This window comes from Stenotrophomonas maltophilia (assembly GCF_006970445.1).
Lineage (GTDB): Bacteria > Pseudomonadota > Gammaproteobacteria > Xanthomonadales > Xanthomonadaceae > Stenotrophomonas > Stenotrophomonas maltophilia_AU.
In genome coordinates, this window is sequence record NZ_CP033877.1 from 349,103 (window position 1) to 371,048 (window position 21,946).

19 protein-coding genes are annotated in these 21,946 nt (G+C 68.7%); 6 read left to right on the top strand and 13 right to left on the bottom strand.

All coding sequences use genetic code 11. The annotated features are described in order from the left end of the window. Window positions 1-117 precede the first annotated feature (117 nt). Window positions 118-816, top strand: a complete 699-nt coding sequence (locus tag EGM71_RS01530) for a TorF family putative porin (RefSeq protein ID WP_188487314.1) — start codon at window positions 118-120, stop codon at window positions 814-816. Here the strand turns inward: EGM71_RS01530 and EGM71_RS01535 are convergent. Further along, complete coding sequence (locus EGM71_RS01535) at window positions 813-1,961, bottom strand: MFS transporter (RefSeq protein WP_345775939.1); 1,149 nt, start codon at window positions 1,959-1,961, stop codon at window positions 813-815. The genes EGM71_RS01530 and EGM71_RS01535 overlap by 4 nt on opposite strands. A gap of 144 nt (window positions 1,962-2,105) precedes the next feature. On the opposite strand from EGM71_RS01535, the gene EGM71_RS01540 reads away from it, so the two are divergent. After that, window positions 2,106-2,993, top strand: coding sequence for a LysR family transcriptional regulator (locus EGM71_RS01540; RefSeq protein WP_188487318.1), 888 nt, complete (start codon window positions 2,106-2,108; stop codon window positions 2,991-2,993). On the opposite strand, the gene EGM71_RS01545 is transcribed toward EGM71_RS01540, so the two are convergent. Further along, on the bottom strand, window positions 2,962-3,429 hold the full coding sequence (locus EGM71_RS01545; RefSeq protein WP_014645662.1) for a DUF1456 family protein: 468 nt from the start codon (window positions 3,427-3,429) through the stop codon (window positions 2,962-2,964). The two genes, EGM71_RS01540 and EGM71_RS01545, sit on opposite strands and share 32 nt — an antisense overlap. 149 nt (window positions 3,430-3,578) lie before the next feature. On the opposite strand from EGM71_RS01545, the gene EGM71_RS01550 reads away from it, so the two are divergent. Next, window positions 3,579-4,331: an SDR family NAD(P)-dependent oxidoreductase gene (locus EGM71_RS01550; protein ID WP_049448698.1), complete on the top strand. Its 753-nt coding sequence runs from the start codon at window positions 3,579-3,581 to the stop codon at window positions 4,329-4,331. Window positions 4,332-4,421: 90 nt separating this feature from the next. On the opposite strand, the gene EGM71_RS01555 is transcribed toward EGM71_RS01550, so the two are convergent. The 4 genes from EGM71_RS01555 to EGM71_RS01570 all read right to left on the bottom strand — a co-directional run bounded on the left by EGM71_RS01555 (window position 4,422) and on the right by EGM71_RS01570 (window position 8,561). Then, window positions 4,422-5,336 (bottom strand): SPOR domain-containing protein, encoded by a 915-nt coding sequence (locus EGM71_RS01555; protein WP_188487320.1) that lies wholly within the window; start codon window positions 5,334-5,336, stop codon window positions 4,422-4,424. A gap of 21 nt (window positions 5,337-5,357) precedes the next feature. Next, complete coding sequence (argS, locus tag EGM71_RS01560; protein ID WP_188487322.1) at window positions 5,358-7,046, bottom strand: arginine--tRNA ligase; 1,689 nt, start codon at window positions 7,044-7,046, stop codon at window positions 5,358-5,360. Window positions 7,047-7,159: 113 nt separating this feature from the next. Then, a complete protein-coding gene (radC, locus tag EGM71_RS01565) occupies window positions 7,160-7,864 on the bottom strand; it encodes a RadC family protein (protein WP_014035697.1) in 705 nt (234 codons plus the stop codon). Window positions 7,865-7,934: 70 nt separating this feature from the next. Then, window positions 7,935-8,561, bottom strand: coding sequence for a response regulator transcription factor (locus EGM71_RS01570; RefSeq protein WP_049443446.1), 627 nt, complete (start codon window positions 8,559-8,561; stop codon window positions 7,935-7,937). A gap of 199 nt (window positions 8,562-8,760) precedes the next feature. Here EGM71_RS01570 and coaBC point away from each other — a divergent pair, with 199 nt between their 5' ends. The 3 genes from coaBC to EGM71_RS01585 are packed head-to-tail and all read left to right on the top strand — an operon-like array spanning window position 8,761 to window position 12,881. Beyond that, window positions 8,761-10,050, top strand: a complete 1,290-nt coding sequence (gene coaBC, locus EGM71_RS01575; protein ID WP_188487324.1) for a bifunctional phosphopantothenoylcysteine decarboxylase/phosphopantothenate--cysteine ligase CoaBC — start codon at window positions 8,761-8,763, stop codon at window positions 10,048-10,050. Further along, a complete protein-coding gene (gene dut / locus EGM71_RS01580; protein WP_188487326.1) occupies window positions 10,047-10,520 on the top strand; it encodes a dUTP diphosphatase in 474 nt (157 codons plus the stop codon). Before coaBC ends, dut begins: the two co-directional genes overlap by 4 nt. Window positions 10,521-10,532: 12 nt before the next feature. Further along, a complete protein-coding gene (locus tag EGM71_RS01585; RefSeq protein WP_188487327.1) occupies window positions 10,533-12,881 on the top strand; it encodes a phosphomannomutase/phosphoglucomutase in 2,349 nt (782 codons plus the stop codon). 275 nt (window positions 12,882-13,156) lie between these two features. On the opposite strand, the gene EGM71_RS01590 is transcribed toward EGM71_RS01585, so the two are convergent. The 7 genes from EGM71_RS01590 to EGM71_RS01620 form a co-directional block, all read right to left on the bottom strand. After that, the gene (locus tag EGM71_RS01590) at window positions 13,157-13,870 is read right to left on the bottom strand and encodes a response regulator transcription factor (RefSeq protein ID WP_100474881.1); all 714 of its coding nucleotides are present in this window, start codon (window positions 13,868-13,870) and stop codon (window positions 13,157-13,159) included. Beyond that, complete coding sequence (locus tag EGM71_RS01595) at window positions 13,851-16,511, bottom strand: sensor histidine kinase (RefSeq protein WP_188487329.1); 2,661 nt, start codon at window positions 16,509-16,511, stop codon at window positions 13,851-13,853. The genes EGM71_RS01590 and EGM71_RS01595 overlap by 20 nt, the downstream gene beginning before the upstream one ends. A gap of 51 nt (window positions 16,512-16,562) precedes the next feature. Continuing rightward, window positions 16,563-17,213, bottom strand: a complete 651-nt coding sequence (gene kdpC / locus EGM71_RS01600) for a potassium-transporting ATPase subunit KdpC (RefSeq protein WP_188487331.1) — start codon at window positions 17,211-17,213, stop codon at window positions 16,563-16,565. Continuing rightward, window positions 17,210-19,267 (bottom strand): potassium-transporting ATPase subunit KdpB, encoded by a 2,058-nt coding sequence (kdpB, locus tag EGM71_RS01605; protein WP_188487333.1) that lies wholly within the window; start codon window positions 19,265-19,267, stop codon window positions 17,210-17,212. The genes kdpC and kdpB overlap by 4 nt, the downstream gene beginning before the upstream one ends. A gap of 10 nt (window positions 19,268-19,277) precedes the next feature. Further along, window positions 19,278-20,987, bottom strand: a complete 1,710-nt coding sequence (gene kdpA / locus EGM71_RS01610) for a potassium-transporting ATPase subunit KdpA (protein ID WP_188487335.1) — start codon at window positions 20,985-20,987, stop codon at window positions 19,278-19,280. Window positions 20,988-20,999: 12 nt separating this feature from the next. Next, window positions 21,000-21,092: a potassium-transporting ATPase subunit F gene (locus EGM71_RS01615; protein ID WP_005407770.1), complete on the bottom strand. Its 93-nt coding sequence runs from the start codon at window positions 21,090-21,092 to the stop codon at window positions 21,000-21,002. A 174-nt stretch (window positions 21,093-21,266) separates the two neighbouring features. Next, on the bottom strand, window positions 21,267-21,932 hold the full coding sequence (locus EGM71_RS01620; protein WP_188487337.1) for a hypothetical protein: 666 nt from the start codon (window positions 21,930-21,932) through the stop codon (window positions 21,267-21,269). Between the last annotated feature and the right edge of the window lie 14 nt (window positions 21,933-21,946).

Sequence of the window (21,946 nt, forward strand, 5' to 3'; positions counted from 1 at the left end):
ACGGGATTTACGCCGAATTTGCGCCGCAGGCCAGGCAGCACCCTCGATCCGTTACGGGCACGCGCCCGACACTGCCGTCCCGGCGGCGCGACCGCCTTCGACGAGGAACACAGTGCAGTGAACAGCAAGGGGATGATGGCGGCGGTGGTGGCCGCCCTGGCAGGGCTGCTTGGCATCGGCAGCGCGCAGGCACAGGTGCAGGTCAGTGGCAGTGCTGCATTGACCAGCGATTACGTGTGGCGCGGCAGCTCGCAGAGCGATGGCGACCCGGCGGTGCAGGCCGGCGCGAAAATCTCGATCCCGTCGGGCTGGTATGCCAGCGCCTGGGGTTCCAACGTTTCGTTCAAACCGGACAATGGCGCGCGCAGCGAGTTCGACCTGGTGGCGGGTTGGTCCGGCGCGCTGGCACCGGACTGGACACTGGATGCCAACCTGACCCGTTACGTGTACCCGGGTACCGGCCGCGCGCTGGACTGGACCGAGCTCAACACCACGTTGACCTGGAAGCAGCGCGCCTGGCTGCAGGTCGCCCATTCCAGCGACGCACTGGCCGGCGGCCATCGTGGCACCTACGCCCAGCTGGGCGTGCGCGTGCCGCTGCACGAGCGCTTCCGCCTGGAAGCAGCGGTGGGCCAGTACTGGCTGGCCACCGCACAGGGCCCGGACTACCTGCATGGCCAGCTCAGTGCCATTGCCACGCTGACTCCAGCATGGGAGCTGCGCGCCACCGTGCATGACACCGACAACGCGGCCAAGCGCCTGTTCCCCGGCAATGCCGGTGGACGGTGGGAGCTGGCGCTGCAGGGCAGCTTCTAGTTCGACGACACCGCTTGGCGCGCACGCAGCGCGCCAGGCAGCCACAGCAGCAGGGCCAGCACGGCCACCGTGGCACCGGCCACGCAGACGCCGGTCCAACCGTAGCGCTGGTAGACCTGTGCCGACAGCAGCGAACCCAGCGAACCGCCGATGAAGTAGCCGGTCATGTAGCCGGCATTGAGGCGATTGCGTGCCGCAGGCTGCAGCGCGTAGATCAGGTTCTGATTGCTGACGTGCAGCAGCTGCGCAGCCAGGTCCAGCACCACCACGCCGACCAGCAGCGCCAGCAAGGAGTGCGTCGACAGCCCCAGCGGCAGCCACGAGAGCAGCAACAGCACCAGCGCGATGGCGGTGGCGCGTCCGGTCTGGCCGCGGTCGGACATGCGGCCGGCCAGACCGGCCGCCAGCGTGCCGGCCGCACCGACCAGCCCGAACAGGCCGATGGTGGCGTCGCTGTAGGCGTACGGAGGCTGCGCCAGCAGGAACGCGAGCGGGGTCCAGAAGATCGCGAACATGGCGAAGCTGCAGGCGCCCAGCAGCGTGCGCTGGCGTAGTACCGGTTCCTGCACGAACAGCACGCCGATGGAGCGCAGCAATGCGAAATAGCCGAGGCCGGCGCTGTGGTGGAATCGCGGCAAGCCGCGCTGCAATGCCAGTGCGGTCAGCACCAGGGTGCCAGCAGCGATCGCATACACCAGGCGCCAGTCGCCCAGGCTGGAAAGCAGGCCGGCCACGGTGCGCGCCAGCAGGATGCCCAGCAGCAGGCCACTCATCAATGTGCCGACCACGCGGCCACGATGTTCCGGCGCGGCCAGCGTGGCCGCGAACGGTACCAGCACCTGGGCGACCACCGAGAACAGGCCGGTGATCGCGGTGCCCACCAGCAACCAGGTCAGTGACGGCGCGCAGGCACTCATCACCAGGCCACCGGCCGACAGCAGGCTCATCACCACGATCAGGCGGCGGCGCTCGAACAGGTCACCCAGCGGCACCAGCAGGATCAGCCCGGCGGCATAGCTCAGCTGTGCGGCAGTAACCACCATGCCGACCTGGCCGAACGGCACGCCGAAGGCATCGGCGATGGTGTGCAGCAGCGGTTGCGCATAGTAGTTGCTGGCCACGGCCACGCCGGTGGCGACCGACATCAGCAGTACCTGCCAGCGGTGCAGAGGGGGGAGGGACGGGCTCACGCGGTGTTCCAGGAAGCGGGAGTGCACAGTGTCCGCCTGCTGCGATCATGATGGAAATGAATCATCATCATCCCTGTCATCTGAAAATGAGATGGTTGCATGAATCTCAAGCAGCTCGAATTCGCCGTGGCGCTGGCCGAAGAGGGCAATTTCACCCGTGCGGCCGAGCGCTGCCACGTGGTGCAGTCCGCGCTCAGCCACCAGATCGCCCATCTTGAACAGGAACTGGGCACAACGCTGTTCGAGCGCCTGCCGCGCCAGGTGCGGGCCACCGCCGCCGGCGAGGCGTTGCTGGTGCACGCACGCCAGGTGCTGGCCAGCCTGCGCCATCTGCGCGCCGACGTGGCCGCCGTCAGTGGCGAGGTGCGCGGGTTGCTGGCCATCGGGCAGATCTCTTCGCTGACCGGCATCGACGTCGTGGCGATGCTGGCGGCCTTCCAGCAGGTGCACCCGCAGGTGGAGTTCCAGTTGCGCGTGGACAAGAGCGAAGACCTGATCGCACAGGTGCAGTCGCGCGCGCTGGATGTGGCACTGGTCGGTCTGGCGCCTTCGGCAGCGCTGGACGGCGTCTGCCACCAGGTGCTGCAGGAGGAGGATCTGGTAGCGGTACTGGCGCCGTCGCACCGGCTGGCCGGGCGCAAGCGGCTGCCATTGACCGCACTGCAGGATGAAGCGCTGGTCGACTTCCCGCGCGGCACCGGTGCGCGCCGGCAGACTGACGATGCCTTCGCCGCCGCTGGCCTGCCGCACACGGTGCGTTTCGAGGTCAATCTGATGGAACTGATCGAGCGCTTCGTCCGCCATGGATTGGCGGTCGGCATCGTGCCGGCGTTGATCGCCGAAGGTTTCCAGGGCGTGGTTCAGATTCCACTGCAGCCGACCCCGACCCGGCGCGTGCACCTGGTCTGGCAGCGGCTGCCGACACCGGCGGCGCGGGCGTTCGTCGAGGCCGTGCTCAGCCGCGCAGGCGCAGGCTCAGGCCCTTGAGGAAATTGCGCAGCATCTGGTCCAGGCAACGCCGGTAGTTGGTGTGCCCGGGCTGGCGGAACAATGCGCCCACTTCCGACTTGGACACGTTGAAACCTGCGCTGGCAAAGATCTCCATCAGATCGACGTCGCGCAGCTGGAAGGCCACGCGCAGCTTCTTCAGCACCAGGTTGTTGTCGATGCGGGTTTCCACCGCACGCTGCGGCTGGCTCTCGTCGCGACCGCGCAGGTGCACGATCAGGCCGTCGAGGAAGTGGGCCAGCGCGCTGTCGTTCATCGCCTCGAAACCGGCTTCGTCCTCGCGGCGCAGCCAGGCTTTCACCTGCTCGGTATCCACGGCGAAGGCCGGGTCGGCCATCTGGCACAGGGTGACCACGTGCTGGTCACCCAGGTCCAGGGAGTAGCGCACGCTGCGCAGGACATCATTGTTGATCATGGCCCAATTGTACCGGTCACCCCGACAGGTGGGGTCAGATCCCTTTGTGGAGCAAAGGGATCTGACCCCTGGATCTGGCTGATCCGGCAACACAGAGACCAACCGACGGTGCCAGAATGGGGGTCTGGTTTTCCCCCTGGAGTTGCCTGATGACCCGCACTGTCCTGATTACCGGCGCCACGTCCGGCTTCGGCGCCGCCGCCGTTCACCGCTTCGCCCAGGCTGGCTGGAAGGTGATTGCTACCGGCCGCCGCAGCGAACGCCTGCAGCCGCTGGTCGAGCGCTACGGCAAGGACGTGGTGCACGCCGCCGCCTTCGACATCCGCGATCCGGTGGCGATGGAGGCGGCCCTGCTGGCGCTGCCGCCGGCCTTCGGCGAGATCGACCTGCTGGTCAACAACGCTGGCCTGGCGCAGGGCACCGCGCCGGCACAGAGCGCCAAGCTGTCGGACTGGACCACGATGATCGACACCAACATCACCGCGCTGGTGACCCTGACCCACCGCCTGCTGCCGCAGCTGGTGGAGCGCAAGGGCGCGATCATCAACATTTCGTCGGTGGCCGGCGTCTACCCGTACCCGGGCGGCAACGCCTACGGTGGCACCAAGGCTTTCGTCAGCCAGTTCTCGCTGGGCCTGCGCTCGGATCTGCACGGCACCGGTGTGCGCGTGACCACGATCGAGCCGGGCATGGCCGAAACCGAGTTCACCGTGGTGCGTACCCATGGCGACCAGGCCGCGTCGGACAAGCTCTATACCGGCGCCAACCCGATGACCGCCGAGGACATCGCCGAACAGATTTTCTGGGTGGCAAGCCTGCCGCCGCACCTGAACATCAATCGCCTGGAACTGATGCCGGTCAGCCAGTCGTTCGCCGGTTTCCAGGTCGCCCGCGAGGGTTGATGGCCGTTTGTAGCGTCGAGCCATGCTCGACTCCACGGAAACAAAAAAAAAGCCGGGCGATGCCCGGCTTTTTCATTCACATCGGCAGGCTTACTGCGCCTTGATCGCCATCGCCTGCAGGCCGGTGCCATCCAGCTTCTGCTTGGCTTCGGACAACTCGCCGGCACTGCCGTACGGGCCCATGCGCACGCGGTATACGGTCTTGCCGTTGATCTGCGCCGACTCCACGCGTGCCGCCAGGCCCATCATGGCCAGCTTGGCCTTGGTGGCTTCGGCGTCGCCGGACGCACCGAAGGCACCTGCCTGCAGGATGTAGCGGGCGTTATCGGCGGCCGCCGGTGCAGCAGCGGTAGCGGCCGCCGGCGTCGCCGATGTAGCGGCCGCGGTTTCCGCGCGCGGCGCCGGGGTGGTGGCCACCGTGCTGGTGGACGCCGGTGCGGTGCTGGCCGACGGGGTTGCCGCGGCTGGGCGCTCGCTCAGCGGTGCCGGCAGCGGACGGTTGGTCGCGGTCACCGGTGCGGTGCTTGCGACGCTGGCCGTTGCGGTCGGTGCCGGAGTGGCCGCACTGGCCGGCGGTACCGGCTTGCCTTCCAGCGCGGCCTGCGCGCGCGATGCTTCGGCCTTGGCCCGGCGCTGGTCCTCGGCGCGCGCGCTGGCGGCCAGTTCGGCGTCGGACATTTCCACTTCCTTGCCCGGCAGCAGGGTGTAGAAGTCGTACTGCGTCGCGGCGGGCTTCTCCGGTTCGGCCGGCTTCGGCGTGGCCGGCTGCGCGGCCGGCTGGCTGCCGACATCGCTGTCGGCATCAGCGACCGGGGCCGGCTGCGCGTTCGGGTTCGGCTGCGGACCGGCGCGCAGGAAGCCATCGCCTTCGCCCTTGAACAGGTTCGGCGCCGCCAGGAACACCACGGCGGCGATCGCCACACCGGCCACCAGCCACACCCATCCGGGTGTGCCCTGGCTGCTGCTGTTGCGTCGTGCCTGGGTTTTGCCGCGTCGTGCTGCCATGTGTACTGCGTCTCCTGATGCTTACATTTTTTCCGGGGCACTCACGCCCAGGAGTTCGAGGCCGTTGGCCAGCACCTGGCGCGCCGCGCAGGCCAGGGTCAGCTTGGCGTTGCGATCGGCGGCGTCGTCCACCAGCACCGGCGTCCCGTGATACCACGTGTGGAAGGCATGCGCCAATTCACGCAGGTACTGCGCCACCAGGTGCGGCTCCAGCGCCACGCCGGCCGCTTCCACCACTTCCGGATACCGCGAGATCTCGTTCATCAGCACCAGCGAGGCATCGTCGGCCAGGCGGCCGAGATTGGCCAGGCCATTGCCCTGCTCGTACACCAGGCCCTTTTCCTGGGCCTGGCGCAGCAGGCTGCAGACGCGGGCGTGTGCGTACTGCACGTAGAACACCGGATTGTCGTTGCTCTGCTGGCGTGCCAGGTCGATGTCGAAGGTCAGCTGCGAATCGGGCTTGCGCGCGATCAGGAACCAGCGGGTCGCATCGCGGCCGGCCTCTTCGATCAGGTCGCGCAGGGTGAAGTAGCTGCCGGCACGCTTGGACAGCTTCACTTCCTCGCCGCCGCGCATGACGGTGACCATCTGGTGCAGCACGTATTCCGGCCAGCCCTGCGGGATGCCCACTTCCATCGCCTGCAGGCCGGCGCGCACGCGCGCCAGCGAGCCGTGGTGATCGGCGCCCAGTTCGGTGATCGCGCGCTCGTAGCCGCGCTGCCACTTGGACAGGTGGTAGGCCACGTCCGGCACGAAGTAGGTGAAGGTGCCGTCGGACTTGCGCATCACGCGGTCCTTGTCGTCACCGAAGTCGGTGCTGCGCAGCCACAGCGCGCCGCCTTCCTCGTAGGTATGCCCCGAGGCCTGCAGCTTGGCCACGGCCTCGGCGACCTTGCCATCGGCGTACAGCGAGCTTTCCAGGAAGTAGATGTCGAAGTCGACGCCGAACGCGGCCAGGTCCAGGTTCTGCTCGTTGCGCAGGTACGCCACGGCGAAGCGACGGATCGCCTGCACGTCGTCCGCATCCTTGGCGCCGACCACCAGGGTGCCTTCGAGGTCGACGCTGGCGCCGGCCATGTAGGCGCGGGCGACGTCGGCGATGTACTCGCCGCGGTAGCCGCCTTCCGGCCAGCCGTCCTGGTCCGGCGCAATGCCCTTCACGCGGGCCTGCACCGACAGCGCCAGGTTCTCGATCTGCACACCGGCGTCGTTGTAGTAGAACTCGCGCTTGGCGTTCCAGCCGTTGGCATCGAGCACGCGGGCCACGCAGTCGCCGATCGCCGCCGCGCGGCCATGGCCGACATGCAGCGGGCCGGTCGGGTTGGCCGACACGTACTCCACGCCCACCGTGCGGCCATTGCCGGACAGGTTGCGGCCGTAGTCGTGGGCTTCCTTGATGACCGAGGCGGCTTCGCGCTGGTACGCGGCCGGGGCCAGGTAGAAGTTGATGAAGCCGGGGCCGGCGATCTCGACCTTGCTGACGTCCTCGCTGCGCGGCAGCGCCTCGACCAGCGCCTGTGCCAGTGCGCGCGGATTGCTGCGCGCGGCCTTGGCCAGCAGCATCGCGGCGTTGGTGGCGAAGTCGCCGTGGTCACGGGTCTTCGGGCGCTCGACCACGAAGTCCGGCGGCAGGGAGTCGGCGGGCAGGGTGCCATTGGCGCGCAAGGCTTCGATGCCTTGGCTGATCAGGGCGCGGAGGAGATTTTTCACGAGGCCTGCTGTGAGAATGAGCGGCGGAATCGCCCATTTTAGCGCAGATACCCGCGCCCACGCTGACCAGAACATGCCTGCGGGGGCTCCTGCCTGCCCCCGGCCAAGGCCGCTCAGCCGAACAGGCGTGGCTGGGGCGGGGACAGCAGGCCCCGTTCAGCAAACGAAACGGGGCGGCCCTCGCCGACCACGAAGTGGTCCAGCAGGCGTACGTCCACCAATGCCAGTGCCTGCTGCAGTTCGTCGGTGATGCGGGTATCGGCGCCAGAGGGCTCCGGGTCGCCGGAGGGATGATTGTGGCTGAGGATCACCGCGGCCGCATTGTGCAGCAGGGCTCGCCGCACCACCTCGCGGGGATAGACCGGGGCAGCATTGATGGTGCCCTGGAACAGCTCCTCGCAGGCAATCAGGCGGTGGCGGTTGTCCAGGAACAGCGCCATGAAGATCTCGCGGGCCTGGCCACGCAGGCGGTGCTGCAGGTAGCGGCCGACCGCGGCCGGGTTGTTGCCGACCGCCTCGCCCTGTTGCAGCTCGGCGGCGAGGTAGCGGTGGGCCAGTTCCAGCCCGGCGGCCAGTGCACAGCTTCTTGCCGGGCCCAGTCCCGGCAAACGGGCCAGTTCGCGGGCCGGGCGGTCCAGCAGCACTCGCAGGGGACCATGTGCCTGCAGCAGGTCGCGCGCGGTCTGCACCGCGTCGCGTCCACCGAAGCCGGAGCCGAGGAACAGCGCCAGCAGCTCGGCGTCGGACAGCGTGGCAGGGCCGCGCGCGATCAGCTTCTCGCGGGGACGTTCCTGTTCGGGCCAGTCATGGATGGGCATGCCTGCATCATCGCCAGTGCAGGCGATGCGTCCCATCAGGGCAGGGCGCACGTCCGGGTCGGCCGTTGCCTCAGTCGCGTCGCGACTGCAGGTAGGCGAACAGCTCCTGGTTGTTCTGCAGCCCCAGCTTGCGCTTGGCCTCGGCCTTCTGCCGGCTGATCGTCTTCGGGCTGCGGCCGCAGTGGACGGCGATGGCGTTTACCTTCAGCCCGGCGGCCAGCAGGTCCAGCACTTCCTGCTCGCGGGCCGACAGCGCCGCCGGTTCACGCGCGAACATCAGGTCGCGCGCCTGCAGGTGGTGGCGCAGCTGCTGCGAGACGAACACCTGCCCGGCCATGGCCGCGTTCAAGGCCTGCGGCAACTCGCCGAAATCGGCGCATTTGTCGACCAGGCCGCTGACACCCTCACGCAGCAGGCCATCGAGCAGGCCGGGGTGGCGGGCGCCGGTAAGCACCACTACGGGCATGCCCGGGTGGCGTGCGCGCAGTTCAGCGATCAGTTCCGGGCCATCCGGGCCGGTGCCGGGCATGGAGAGGTCGGTCAGTACCGCGTCGCAACCGTGGTGCTCGACCAGCTGCAGCAGCTGGGCGCCGTCCCGCGCGCTGCCGACGACCTCCATCAGATGGGTCTGCAGCACGATGCGGATGCCGTGCAGGACGACGGGATGGTCGTCGGCGATGATGATGCGCGGGTGCACGCGGAATCCTCGAAAAGCGAAGCGGCACACCTGCGGTGGCCACTGACGATTCTGCAAACGTGACCGGCCTACAGGTATAGGAAAGTTCCGAATCGCAGTGACTTGAACCCCGGAAGCGCCGTGGTGCAAGTCCCATCTGCTGATAGCCGCCCGCTATGTGCGTTGTGCACCGGGACATTACCGACCATCGGGTAAGCTAATGCCCTCGTTTGCACAGGAATTCCAGGTGGCTGACTCCCCCAACGCTTCCCCCGCGCCCAGCCGCGCGCTGGAAGGCCAGAAACTGCTGTTGTGCGTCGGAGGCGGGATCGCGGCCTACAAGGGCCTGGAACTGGTGCGGCGCCTGCGTGACGCGGGCGCCCAGGTGCAGGTGGCGATGACCGCCGGCGCCCAGCAGTTCGTCACCCCCCTCAGCTTCCAGGCCCTGTCCGGGCAGCCGACCCGCACCACGCTGTGGGACAGCGCCGCCGAACAGGCCATGGGCCACATCGAGCTGGCCCGCTGGGCCGACCGCATCGTGGTCGCGCCGGGAACGGCCGATCTGCTGGCCCGGCTGGCCCAGGGCCATGCCGATGACCTGGTCAGCACCTTGTGCCTGGCCAGTACCGCACCGCTGACGATCTGCCCGGCGATGAACCATCGCATGTGGCTGCATCCGGCCACCCAGGCCAACATCGCCCTGCTGCGCCAGCGTGGTGCGCAGGTGATCGGCCCAGTCGATGGTCCGCTGGCCGAAGGTGAATCCGGCCCCGGTCGGCTGGCCGAACCGGGCGACATCGTGGCCGCACTGGCGGCCAGTGGCGGTACCGCTGCGACGGTTGCCGCGCCGGAAACCCGTGCCCTGCAGGGGTTGCGCCTGCTGATCAGTGCCGGCCCGACCTACGAGGACATCGATCCGGTGCGCTACGTCGGCAACCGCAGCAGCGGCAAGATGGGCTTCGCCCTGGCCGCCGCCGCCGCTGCGCTGGGCGCACAGGTGGTGCTGGTCAGTGGCCCGGTACAGCTGCCGACGCCGCCGGGCGTACAGCGCATTGATGTGCGCTCGGCCGCGCAGATGCGCGATGCCGTGCTGAAGTCGCTGCCCGCCGACATCTATATCGGTGCTGCAGCGGTGTCCGACTACACGCCGCGCCAGGTCGCCGCGCAGAAGCTGAAGAAGACCGCCGACAGCCAGTCGCTGGTGATCGAGCTGGTGCGCACGCCGGACATCCTTGCCGAAGTCGCCGCGCAGACCCAGTCGCTGAAGCTGGTGGTCGGCTTCGCCGCCGAAACCCACGACGTGGAGAAGTACGCACGCGGGAAGCTGATCGACAAGCGCCTGGATTTGGTGATCGCCAACCAGGTGGGCATCAGTGGCGGCGGTTTCGAGAGTGACAACAATGCCGCCACTGCCTTCTGGCAGGACGGCGAACAGGTATTCCCGGCCACCTCCAAGCGCGAGCTGGCTGAACAACTGCTGGCGCTGATCGCGCGGAGACTCCAGGCATGACCCAGGCATCCCTTTCCCAACCACTGCAGGTCAAGCTGCTCGATCCGCGCTTCGGCGACAGCTGGCCGCTGCCGGCCTATGCCACCGAGGCCAGTGCCGGCATGGACCTGCGCGCAGCGCTGGATACCGCGCTGACCCTGCAGCCGGGCGACACCGCGCTGATGCCCAGCGGCCTGGCCATCCACATTGCCGACCCGGGCCTGTGCGCGGTGATCCTGCCGCGTTCGGGGCTGGGCCATCGGCATGGCATCGTGCTGGGCAACGGCACCGGCCTGATCGATGCCGACTACCAGGGGCCGCTGCTGATCAGCGTCTGGAACCGTGGCCGCGAAGCCTTCACCATCGAGCCGGGCGATCGTATCGCGCAGCTGGTGGTGGTTCCGATCGCCCGCGTGAGCCTGCAGGTGGTGGATACTTTCACCGACAGCGTGCGGGGCGCGGGTGGATTCGGCCATACCGGGGTGCGTTGACAGGGGACATCGATGAGCGGCATCGGGGAAGGACAGCGGGGACGGTCGTTGGGTCGCAGTGCACCTCTACTGGGGGTGCTGCTGATCCTGCTGGCCGGCTGGTTCGGTTGGAGCGCGGTGCAGCAATGGCGGCAGGAGGCCAACGGGCAGGCGCTGGAAGAGGCGCGTGACCAGGCCGTGCAGGGCCTGCAGCAGGCCGCTGCGGGCCAGCTGCAGCAGCTGCAGCAGCAGTTGAAGAATGATCGCGTGCAGCAGGCGCTGCAGGCCGGCGATGCCGCTGCGGCGGCGCTGGCCGTGCGCGAGAGCTGGACCGGGGTCGAGCAGGTCGAGGTGCTGGCGGCCGATCTGGCCAACGCCTATGCCGATCCGGCCACCTTCGGGTATTCCCGCCTGGCGCTGCTGGAAGCCGCGCTGGCCGAGGCCAAGCCAAGCCTGCGCGTGGTCCGCGACGGCGGCGGCAACCGCCTGGGCCTGGCCGCGCCGGTGCAGCTGGGCAGCCTGGGGCCGGCCGTCATCTATGTCCGCCAACCGCTGCTGCGGCTGACTTCGCCGCTGGACCAGGTGCGTGCGCCGTCCGCCGGCTTCCTTGGCCTGCGCCAGGGTGGGTTCGATCTGGTCACCCAGGGCGACGCGGGCCTGGCCGAAAGTGCGGAAGCCCTGGCGCGCCCGGTTGCAGGCACGCCGCTGCGGCTGGTCGCGTCGGTGCCGAATGTCGAAGCCGGTCCGCTCGGCCTGGGCGCGTTGGCCAGCGCCATTGTGGCGTTGCTGCTGGCGTTCATTGCCGTGTTGCTGGTGGTCGGTCGCGGCCGCTTGCCGAAGTCGCTGCCGTTGCCGCGCCGCGCCGCCGCGTCCGAGGCCGACCATGGCCCGACCCTGAGCGAGAGCCTGCAGCAGGCGCCGCCCCCGGTGGCCGCCGTAGCCAGCAGTGGCGATGCCACGCCGCCGCCACCGCCCCCGGTGCCGGCCGAAGAACTGGCTGCCGGTATCTTCCGCGCCTACGACATCCGCGGCGTGGTGGGCAGCGAACTGACACCGAAGACCGCGGCGCTGATCGGCCACGCCATCGGCACCGTGGCGTTGGAGCAAGGGCTGCGCGAGGTCGTGATCGGGCGCGATGGCCGCCTGTCCGGGCCCGAGCTGACGGCCGGGCTGGCTGAAGGCCTGCGCCGTGCCGGCTGCGCGGTGATCGACATCGGCCTGGCGCCGACCCCGCTCGTGTACTACGCCGCCTTCCATCTGCGTACCGGTACCTGCGTGGCGGTCACCGGCAGCCACAACCCACCCGAATACAACGGCTTCAAGGTGGTCATCGGCGGCGAGACGCTGTCCGGCGATGCCATCACCGATCTCTACCAGCGCATCGTCGAGGGCCGCCTGGTGCAGGCCGCCGAGCCGGGTGACTACCAGCAGCGCGACGTCAGTGCCGACTACATCCAGCGCATCGCCGATGACGTGCAGCTGGACCGCCCGCTGAAGGTCGTGGCCGATGCCGGCAATGGCGTGGCCGGCGCACTGGCACCACAGCTGCTGGAAGCGATCGGCGCCGACGTCATCCCGCTGTACTGCGATGTCGACGGCACCTTCCCCAACCATCATCCCGACCCGAGCGAGCCGGCCAACCTGGAAGACCTGGTGCAGACGGTCAAGCGCTTCGGTGCCGACCTCGGCGTGGCGTTCGATGGCGACGGCGACCGGTTGGGCGTGGTCACCGGCGAAGGCAGGATCATCTATGCCGATCGCCTGCTGATGCTGTTCGCTGCCGATGTGCTGATGCGCAATCCGGGCGCGATGGTGATCTACGACGTGAAGTGTACCGGCAAGCTGTCCGACCACGTGCTGCGCAATGGCGGCAGCCCGCTGATGTGGAAGACCGGGCATTCGCTGATGAAGGCGAAGATGCGCGAGACCGATGCCGAGCTGGCCGGTGAGATGAGTGGCCACTTCTTCTTCAAGGAACGCTGGTTCGGTTTCGACGACGGCCTGTACGCCGCTGCGCGCCTGCTGGAGATCCTGGCCCAGCGCGAGGAGACCCCGGACGAAGTGCTGGGCGAACTGCCGGAAATGGTCGCCACGCCGGAGCTGAAGGTGCCGGTGGCCGACGGGACGCCGCACGCGCTGGTGGCGATGCTGGTGGCGGCGGCGCAGTCGCCGGACAACCCGTATGTGGGCGGTCGCCTGTCGACCATCGACGGCCTGCGCGTGGACTTCGCCGATGGCTGGGGCCTGGTGCGTGCCTCCAACACCACGCCGGTGCTGGTGCTGCGATTCGAGGGCAACGACGAGGCCGCACTGGAACGCATCCAGGCCTTGTTCCGCAGCCAGCTGCAACCAGTGCTGGGCGACACCCCGCTGGGGTTCTGAGGTGGGCCGGGCTGCGCCCGGCACCCGCCGAAGCAACGGCAACAGCAACATCAACATCAAAAGCGGGCTATCCGCGGGAGGGTGGGGCGGTGTCGGAGTGCGGGAACGCCGCAAGTACGTCCCTGTAGGCTTGGCAGCCGCATCCATGCGGCTGACACCCCGCACTCCGACACCGCCCCACGTCTGACAGTGTCCTGGTGCTGTTGGTAGGTGTCGACCTTGGTCGACACACTAGATCCACGCATGGTGTGTGCCGACCGTTGGTCGGCACGCTTTCACCCCTTGAACCGCAGTCCCACGCCCGGTTCGGTGAACAGGTAGCGCGAATCCAGCGCTGAATCGCCCAGCTTGTGCCGCAGCTTGCCGACCAGGATGCGCAGGTAGTGGGTGTCGTGCTGGTGGGTCGGCCCCCAGATCTCCTGCAGGATCTGCGGCTGGGTCACCACCCGCCCGGCGTTGCGCAGCAGCAGCGACAGCAACGCGTATTCCTTGCGGGTCAACGCGACCGGCTCACCCTCGAGAGCGACTTCGCGACGCACCAGGTCCACGTGCAGGTGGCCGTCGTCGAACACCGGTGGTGTGCCATCGGTCGGCACGCTGCGCGTGCGCAGCAGCGCCCGCACCCGCGCCATCAGCTCCTGCGTGCCAAACGGCTTGGTCACGTAGTCGTTGGCGCCGGTGTCCAGCGCCCGCACCTTCTCGGCTTCGCCCGCACGCACGGTCAGCATGATCACCGGTACCTGGCTCCACTGCCGCAGCTGTTCCAGCACCTCGTGGCCTTCCATGTCAGGCAGGCCGATATCCAGGATCACCAGGTCCATGTCTTCGCTGGCGGCCAGTTGCAGGCCTTCCTGGCCGGTCGCCGCCTGCCGCACCTGGTAGCCCTGCGCGCGCAGGCTGATGTCCAGGAACCGGCGGATCTGGGTTTCATCATCGATCACCAGCACGCGCGCGGCCGGCACGCTGGCGTCAATCGGGGTCGGGCTCATCGTGGGAGGCTGGCTTGAGCAGGGGCAGGGTGATGCGGATCAGGGTACCGCGACCGTCGCGTCCAGGCAGCGCCTGCACGCTGCCGCCATGCGCGCCGATCATGCCCTGGCAGATGGTCAGGCCCAGGCCGGTGCCATGGCGGCCACGGTCACCGCGTTCGACGCTGTAGAACATGTCGAAGATGCGCGCACGCTCGTCGTCGGGAATGCCGGGGCCGGCATCGATCACGTCGATGCGCAGCTGGCCGTCCAGTTCGCGCGCCTGTACCTGCACGGCGGCGTCGGGCGGTGAGAACTTGGCCGCGTTCTCCATCACGTTGAACACGGCCTGTTCGACCAGTGCCGGGTGTACCCAGATCGGCGCCAGCGTGGACGGAATATCCAGTTCCAGCCGCACCTTCGGCTGGTAGCGCTGCAGGCGTCGTGCCGCCGAGCCGATCAATTCGTCCACGCCGATCCAGTCGCGGTTGATCTTCAGGCCTTCATGGCCAAGCCGGGTCATGTCCAGCAGGTTCTGGATGTAGCGGTCCAGCCGTTCACCCTCGACCAGGATGGTGTCGAGCAGGGCGCGACGATCGGCGGTGTCCATCGCCGCACCGTAGCTGGCCAGGCTGTCGGCCGAACCGATCATCGCCGCCAGCGGCGAGCGCAGGTCGTGCGATACCGAAGAGAGCAGGGCCGAGCGCAGTCGCTCGGTCTCGTTGCTGACGTGTGCCTGTTCCAGTTCCGCCACCAGCCGGGTGCGCAGCGCGGCCTGCGCGATGTCATCGACCATCGCTTCGGCCAGTTGCCGTTGTTCGGGCAGCAGGCGCGCCTGCGCGCCGGGCAGGTACAGGCCGGCCACGCCGATCGCGCGATCCTCGCCGTCGAGCAGCGGCAGGAACCACCATTGCGCGCCGGCCAGGGTGTCGGTGAAACGCCCGCTGGGCTGGCCGTGGCGCAGCGCCCAGTCGGCGGCGGCCAGGTCGGTGTCGCCGGGCTGGTTGCGTCCACCAGCGGCGGTGTCGCCGCCGATGCGCAGCCACGCCGGTACATCCATGGCCTGTTCCAGGGCATGTCGACCCGCCTGTGCCACCTCGCCGTGGCCGGCGGCGCTGGCCAGCTGGCGGCCCAGCTGCTGGCGCGCACGCGCATGCCGATTCGCCGCACGCAGCGCGATCACCTGCATGCGCAGGCGCGAGGCCAGGCGTCCAGCCACCAGTGCGGCGGCCAGGAACAGGAAGACGGTGATCACGCCCTGGCGCGCACCGATGGCGAAGGTGAAGCGGGGCGCGATGAACAGGAAGTTGTAGGCGAGGAAGCACAGGATCGCCGCCATCACCGCCACGCTGGCGCGGGTGCGTGCAGCCACCAGCACCACCGCGACGATGAACACCATCGACAGGTCGGCCATGCCCACCCAGCGTTCTGCCAGCCATGCCACCGCGCAGGCCAGTGCGGTGGCGATCAGGGCCTGTGCCGGTTCGTAGCTGATGCCACGCATCGGCGGCAGCAGGCCCTCGCGGCGCGAGCGCGCACGTGCCTGCGGTGTGCTGATGATGGTGATCTCGTAATGCGCGCCGCGCTGGATCAGCTGCTGGGTCAGGGTGCGGTTGAACATCCGTGCCAGTGGACGTTCGCGGGTCCGGCCCAGCACCAGGGTCGATACGCCATTGTGTGCGGCATGGTCGAGCAGGGCATCGGCGATGCTCGATCCGTGCAGCAGCTCGGCGTCGCCGCCCAGGCGCCTTGCCAATGCGAAGGCCGCATCGATCTCGCGCCGGGTCGCCTCGTCCTGGCGACGGCCCTGCACGGTCACCACCGTCCACGGCGCGTCGCGGCGCTCGGCAATGCGACGCGCCACGCGCACCAGGTACTCGCTCTGGCCGCCCCCATCGATGGCCACCAGCACGCCGCGACGCAGCGGCAGATTGCCTTCGCCACGCGCGGCGCGGGTTTCGCGCAGGCTGCTGTCGACGCGGTCGGCCGCCTCCTGCATGGCCAGTTCGCGCAGCGCGGTCAGGTTGGCCGGCGAGAAGAAGGCCTGCAGGGCCTGCGCGGCCTGTTCGGGCACATAGACCTTGCCCTGTTGCAGGCGGGCGATCAGTTCGCGCGGCGGCAGATCGACCAGCACGATGTCGTGCAGGCGGTCGAGCACGCCGTCCGGCACGGTCTCGCTGACGCGCACGCCGGTGATGCGCATCACCACATCGTTGAGGCTTTCAAGATGCTGGATGTTGACCGTGGTCCAGATGTCGATGCCCGCATCCAGCAGCTCCATCACATCCTGCCAGCGCCGCTCATGGCGGCTGCCCGGTGCGTTGCGGTGGGCCAGTTCATCCACCAGCACCAGCGCCGGGCGCCGTGCCAGCACGGCATCCAGGTCCATCTCCTGCAGGGCGTGGCCGTGATAGGCCACTTCCTTCAGCGACAGCTGCGGCAGGCCCTCCAGCAGGGCCTGGGTATCGGCGCGGCCATGGGTTTCCACCAGCCCGACCACCAGGTCAACGCCGCGGCGCAGCTGTTCCTGCGCGCGGGTCAGCATGGTATAGGTCTTGCCCACGCCCGGTGCCGCGCCGAGGAACACGGTCAGCTTGCCGCCGGCTTCGCGTTGCAGGCCTTCGACCAGGGCATCGGCCTGGCGGGTACGCGCATCAGTCATGGGTGCCGCTGTCATGGCCGCCATTGTGCGCGCAGCCGGTGCAGGCTGGCATCACGGTGCCTTGGCCGCGTGGTCCAGCGCGAAGTTCAGCGTTACCACGTTCACCCGCGGCTGGCCGAACAGGCCCCACTGGCGGCCTTCGGTGTGCGCCTGTACCAGCGCCTGTACGCGCTCCACCGGCAGGCCACGGGCACGCGCCACGCGTGCCACCTGCAGCTGTGCCGCCGCCGGCGACAGCTGCGGATCCAGGCCGCCGGCAGACTGCGTGACCAGATCCGCCGGTACCTGCGCGGGGGCGACGCCTTCGCGTGTGGCCACCGCTGCGGTGCTGGCCGCAACACGCTCGGCCAGGGCCGGGTTGCTGCGCGCCAGGTTGGAACCGGCCGCGGCCATCGGGTCGTAGTTGGCGGCCGACGGTCGTGCCTGGAAGTAGCCATCACCGGTGAACGGCTGCGCCAGCCATACCGAGCCACGCACCTGGCCGCTGCCATCGCGCAGCAGGCTGCCCTCGGCCTGGGTCGGGTACGCCAGGCCGGCAAAACCGGTGGCAATACCGGCGTAGACCGCGCCGGCCAGCAGCAGGGTGGCCAGGCCCAGGCCGATCGCCGGGCGCCAGCTGGCGCCGTCCTGCAGGCTGGCCACGCGGGCCTCGGCTTTCGCTTCGCGGGGCAGGGAGGTGGAAGTGGAAACAGAACGGTTCATGCGCCGAATACCAGGACAAGAAGGAGGTCGATCAGCTTGATTGCCGCGAACGGCAGCAGCACGCCGCCGAGGCCGTACACCAGCATGTTCCGGCGCAGCAGCGCGGTGGCGGTGGCCGGGCGGAAGCGCACGCCACGCAGAGCGAGCGGGATCAGGGCCGGAATCACCAGGGCGTTGAAGATCAGTGCCGCCAGCACCGCGTTGCGCGGGCTCGACAGCTGCATCACGTTCAGTGCGGCCATGGTGGGAACGGCGGCGGCGAACAGCGCCGGCAGGATCGCGAAGTACTTGGACACGTCGTTGGCCAGCGAGAAGGTGGTCAGCGCGCCGCGGGTGATCAACTGCTGCTTGCCCACCTCCACCACCGCCAGCAGCTTGGCCGGGTCCGAATCGAGGTCGACCATGTTGCCGGCCTCCTTCGCCGCCTGCGTGCCGGAGTTCATCGCCAGGCCGATGTCGGCCTGGGCCAGCGCCGGCGCGTCGTTGGTACCGTCACCGACCATCGCCACCAGGCGGCCACCGGCCTGCTCCTGGCGGATGCGTGCCAGCTTGTCTTCCGGGCGGGCCTCGGCGATATAGTCGTCGACACCGGCTTCGGCAGCGATGGCAGCGGCGGTCAGCGGGTTGTCACCGGTGATCATCACCGTGCGGATACCCATCGCCCGCAGCTGCGCGAACTTCTCGCGCATGCCGTGCTTGACCACGTCCGACAGCTCGATCACGCCCAGCACATGGCGGCCCTCGGCCACCACCAGCGGGGTGGCACCATTGCGCGCGACCTGCTCGACGCGCCCGGCCAGTTCAGCCGGCACGCTGCCGCCCAGCGCCTGCACGTGGGCGCGGATCGCATCGGCGGCGCCCTTGCGGATCTGCCGGCCATGTTCCAGATCCACGCCGGACATGCGGGTCTGTGCACTGAAGGCCAGGTAGTCGGCATGGTCCGGTTCGGCGGTGGCGCAGCCCTGTTCGCGCGCCAGGCGCACGATCGACTTGCCTTCCGGGGTCGGGTCGGCCAGCGAGGACAGCAGTGCCGCCTCGCGCAGCTGGCTGGCGTCGATGCCGGCCAGCGGATGGAAGTGGCTGGCCTGGCGGTCGCCGTAGGTGATGGTGCCGGTCTTGTCCAGCAGCAGCACGTCGACGTCGCCGGCCACTTCCACTGCTTTGCCCGACTTGGCCAGCACGTTGGCAGCCAGCGCACGGTTCATGCCGGCAATACCAATCGCCGGCAGCAGGCCGCCGATGGTGGTCGGGATCAGGCACACCAGCAGCGCGATCAGCAGCAGCGGATCGACCTTGACGCCGACCGCGGCACCAATGGCCGGCAACGTGGCCACCACCACCAGGAAGGTCAGCGTCATCGCCGCCAGCAGCAGGGTCAGCGCGATCTCGTTGGGGGTCTTCTGGCGGTTGGCACCCTCCACCAGCGCGATCATCCGGTCCAGGAAGCTGTGGCCCGGCTCGGCGGTCACCCGCACGATGATCTGGTCGGACAGCACCTTGGTGCCGCCGATCACGCCGGAACGGTCGGTACCGGCCTCGCGCAGCACCGGTGCCGATTCGCCGGTCACCGCCGCTTCGTTGATGGTGGCCAGGCCCTGCACGATCTCGCCATCGGCCGGCACCAGCTCACCGGCACTGACGATCACATGGTCGCCCGGGCGCAGCTCGGCGGCCGGCACCTGGGCTTCTGCCGCGCCTGGCTGCGGCGCCGCCAGCCGGCGTGCCACCAGGTCCTGGCGGGCACGGCGCAGCGAGGCGGCCTGGCCACGGCCACGCGCTTCGGCCACCGCCTCGGCGAAGTTGCCGAACAACACGGTCACCAGCAGGATCACGGTCACTGCCAGGCCGAAGCCCAGCGGCGCATTGCCGGTCAGGGTGACGATCGCGGCGACGATCGTACCGGCCATCACCACCGCCATCACCGGGCTGCGCACCAGATGCATCGGCGACAGCTTGCGCACCGCTTCGACCAGCGCACGGCGCAGGCCGGCGCCATCCAGCAGGGCAGGGCGCGGTGCATGGGTACTACGGGTTGAACTTGCTTGGGTACTCATCAGGGTGTCCTTAGTGCAGTCCCAGGCTCAGGTGGTCGGCGATCGGGCCGAGTACCAGCGCCGGCATGAACTGCAGCACGGTCAGGATGACGATCACCGAGACCAGGGTCAGGGCGAAGGTCGGGGTTTCGATCTGCAGGCTGCCGGCAGACTCCGGCGCCTGGCGCTTGGCGGCCAGCTGTGCGGCCACCACCAGCGGGATGATCAGCAGCGGGAAACGGCCCAGCAGCAGCACCAGCGAGCAGCTCAGGTTCCACCACAGCGTGGCGTCACCCAGCCCTTCGAAGCCCGAACCGTTGTTGGCGTAGGCCGAGACGTACTCGTAGAACACCTGGCTGATGCCATGGAAGCCGGGGTTGGAGGTGCCCGCCAGGCCGGGTACGGCCAGGGTGATCGCAGTGAACACCAGCAGGGTGATCGGCTGCAGCAGCACCAGCAGGGCCAGCAGGCGTACCTGTGGCGTCTCCAGTTTGCGGCCGAACAGTTCCGGCGTACGCCCGGTCATCAACCCGGCCAGGAACACGCCCAGCAGCAGGTACACGATGAACTGCTGCAGGCCGCAGCCAATGCCGCCCCAGATCGCGCTGACCAGCATGTTGACCATCGCGATGCCGCCACTCAGCGGCGCCAGCGAGTCATGCATGCCGTTGACCGAGCCGTTGGAGACCTGGGTGGTCACCGCCGCCCACAGCGCAGTGCCGTCGGCGCCGAAGCGCACCTCCTTGCCTTCCATCAGCAGCGGCGTGGCGGCGCTGGCGCTATGCCCTTCGCTCCACATCATCGCGCCGGTGGACAGCAGCGACATGCCCAGCATGCAGCTGAACACCAGGGCGCCGAAGCGACGCCGGCCAGTGAACGCACCGATCATGAAAATCACCGCCATCGGCACCAGCAGGATGCCAACGATCTCCAGCGCGTTCGACAGCGGGGTCGGGTTCTCCAGCGGGAAGCTGCTGTTCGGGCCGTACCAGCCGCCACCATTGGCGCCGAGCTGCTTGGCCGCGACCATCGCCGCCACCGGGCCCAGCGGCAGTTTCTGTTCGGCCATGCCGGCGCTGGCATCGATCGGCGTGGCCTGTGGACCACCGGCCATCGTCGAAGGCACGCCCTGGCTGGTCAGCACCAGCGTCCACACCAGGCACAGCGGCAGCAGGAAGCGCACGCACAGGCGCACCACGTCCACGTAGTAGTTGCCCACCGCGACCTGGCGATCATCGCCGGTACCGGTCGCCGCCGCAGCCTGCGGCGCACGCGAGAACAACGCGCGCAGCGTCGCCACCGCCAGCGCCAGGCCCATCATCGGCGTCACCACCTGCAGGCCGGTGATGCCGGTCATCTGCGAGAGGTAGGACAGCTGCGCCTGGCCCGAATAGTGCTGCTGGTTGGTGTTGGTCAGGAACGAGATCATCGTGTGCAGCGCGGTGTCCCAGCGCATGTTCGGGATCTGGTCCGGGTTCAGTGGCAACCAGGCCTGGGTCATGAACACCGCCTGGGTCAGGACCGCGACCACCACGTTGCTCAGCACGAAGGCCAGCACGTAGCCGCGCCAGGACATCGCGCGTGAAGGATCGACGCCGAACACCTTGTACAACGGCTTTTCGATCCAGTTGAACAGCACGTCGACCTTCATCGGCGTGCCGCGCATCACGCGCGCCAGGTACAGGCCCAGCGGCCACGCCAGCAGCAGGCTGGCGGCAAGAATGACAAGCATCTCAGTCATGGCAGGCTCCGTTCAGAACGACTCGGGCCGCAGCACGACATAGAGAAGATAGGCGGCGGCGACCAGCACCAGCACGCCACACAACAACGACAGCCAGGGGGACATTGCAATAGCGTCCTGGTGGAACCCCTCCACCTCAGGCCGTCATCGTCGTCCTGCCGCCCATAAACGCACTACGCGCCGGACCGGGCCGACGCGTAAAGAGTGCATAAATTCCGTGGGCCAAGCCGTAACCAGGCCCCGGGTAGCGCCGGGTCATGCCCGGCAGCGGGAGCGTGGTCAGCCCGCCGGGACCGCCGCCTGCGCCACGCCCTTCAGCTCGCGGTAGCGCTGCAGCGTGCTGTCGATCTCGGCCTTCAGCGCCTGCTGCTGCTGCAGGAATCCGGCCTGCAGGCGCTGTTGTGCCTGCAACTGCACGTGCCGCTGGCGGATCGCCCCGGCCTGCTTGTCGGCCACCTTGCCACCGGCCAGTTCACGGTCACCGGCCGCCGACAGCAGCGCCACCAGCGATTCGCGCAGGCTGGTGACGTTGTACTCGGCGGTCTTGAGGTTGTTGTCCAGCACTTCCTGGCGTTCGGCGAACACCCGGCGCAGGTCGTCCTCGCTGCCATAGGTGGACAGCATCGCCTGCTCGGTACGCTGGCGGGTCTGCTCGGCCATCAGGTCCAGCTGCTGCTGTTGCGCCTCGGTGCTGGCGGCGGCGCGCTCCTCGTCGGTCAACGCGCGCTGGACCTGCGCATTGCGCAGGCCGCTCTTCGCGTTGAACTCCTCGCGGGCGTGATTGACCGCGTCGGCCGGCAGCGAATCACTGCAGATCCGCTCCTTGCCCTCGTTCCAGCAGTACAGCTTCTTTTCCACCTTGCCGCCGTCGCGCGACTGCGCCGGCACGGTGAACGGCACGGCCAGCAGCAGGCCGGCAAAGAGAACAGCAGGAACTCGGGACATGACCTTTCCCCTGG

Bases quoted from the DNA above. Each gene is read 5' to 3' on its own strand.
- EGM71_RS01535 (WP_345775939.1), bottom strand. From the start codon at position 1,961: ATGTCGGTCGCCACCGGCGTGGCCGTGGCCAGCAACTACTATGCGCAA.
- EGM71_RS01540 (WP_188487318.1), top strand. From the start codon at position 2,106: ATGAATCTCAAGCAGCTCGAATTCGCCGTGGCGCTGGCCGAAGAGGGC.
- EGM71_RS01545 (WP_014645662.1), bottom strand. From the start codon at position 3,429: ATGATCAACAATGATGTCCTGCGCAGCGTGCGCTACTCCCTGGACCTG.
- EGM71_RS01550 (WP_049448698.1), top strand. From the start codon at position 3,579: ATGACCCGCACTGTCCTGATTACCGGCGCCACGTCCGGCTTCGGCGCC.
- EGM71_RS01555 (WP_188487320.1), bottom strand. From the start codon at position 5,336: ATGGCAGCACGACGCGGCAAAACCCAGGCACGACGCAACAGCAGCAGC.
- radC (WP_014035697.1), bottom strand. From the start codon at position 7,864: ATGCCCATCCATGACTGGCCCGAACAGGAACGTCCCCGCGAGAAGCTG.
- coaBC (WP_188487324.1), top strand. From the start codon at position 8,761: ATGCCCTCGTTTGCACAGGAATTCCAGGTGGCTGACTCCCCCAACGCT.
- dut (WP_188487326.1), top strand. From the start codon at position 10,047: ATGACCCAGGCATCCCTTTCCCAACCACTGCAGGTCAAGCTGCTCGAT.
- EGM71_RS01585 (WP_188487327.1), top strand. From the start codon at position 10,533: ATGAGCGGCATCGGGGAAGGACAGCGGGGACGGTCGTTGGGTCGCAGT.
- EGM71_RS01590 (WP_100474881.1), bottom strand. From the start codon at position 13,870: ATGAGCCCGACCCCGATTGACGCCAGCGTGCCGGCCGCGCGCGTGCTG.
- EGM71_RS01595 (WP_188487329.1), bottom strand. From the start codon at position 16,511: ATGACTGATGCGCGTACCCGCCAGGCCGATGCCCTGGTCGAAGGCCTG.
- kdpC (WP_188487331.1), bottom strand. From the start codon at position 17,213: ATGAACCGTTCTGTTTCCACTTCCACCTCCCTGCCCCGCGAAGCGAAA.
- kdpB (WP_188487333.1), bottom strand. From the start codon at position 19,267: ATGAGTACCCAAGCAAGTTCAACCCGTAGTACCCATGCACCGCGCCCT.
- kdpA (WP_188487335.1), bottom strand. From the start codon at position 20,987: ATGACTGAGATGCTTGTCATTCTTGCCGCCAGCCTGCTGCTGGCGTGG.
- EGM71_RS01615 (WP_005407770.1), bottom strand. From the start codon at position 21,092: ATGTCCCCCTGGCTGTCGTTGTTGTGTGGCGTGCTGGTGCTGGTCGCC.
- EGM71_RS01620 (WP_188487337.1), bottom strand. From the start codon at position 21,932: ATGTCCCGAGTTCCTGCTGTTCTCTTTGCCGGCCTGCTGCTGGCCGTG.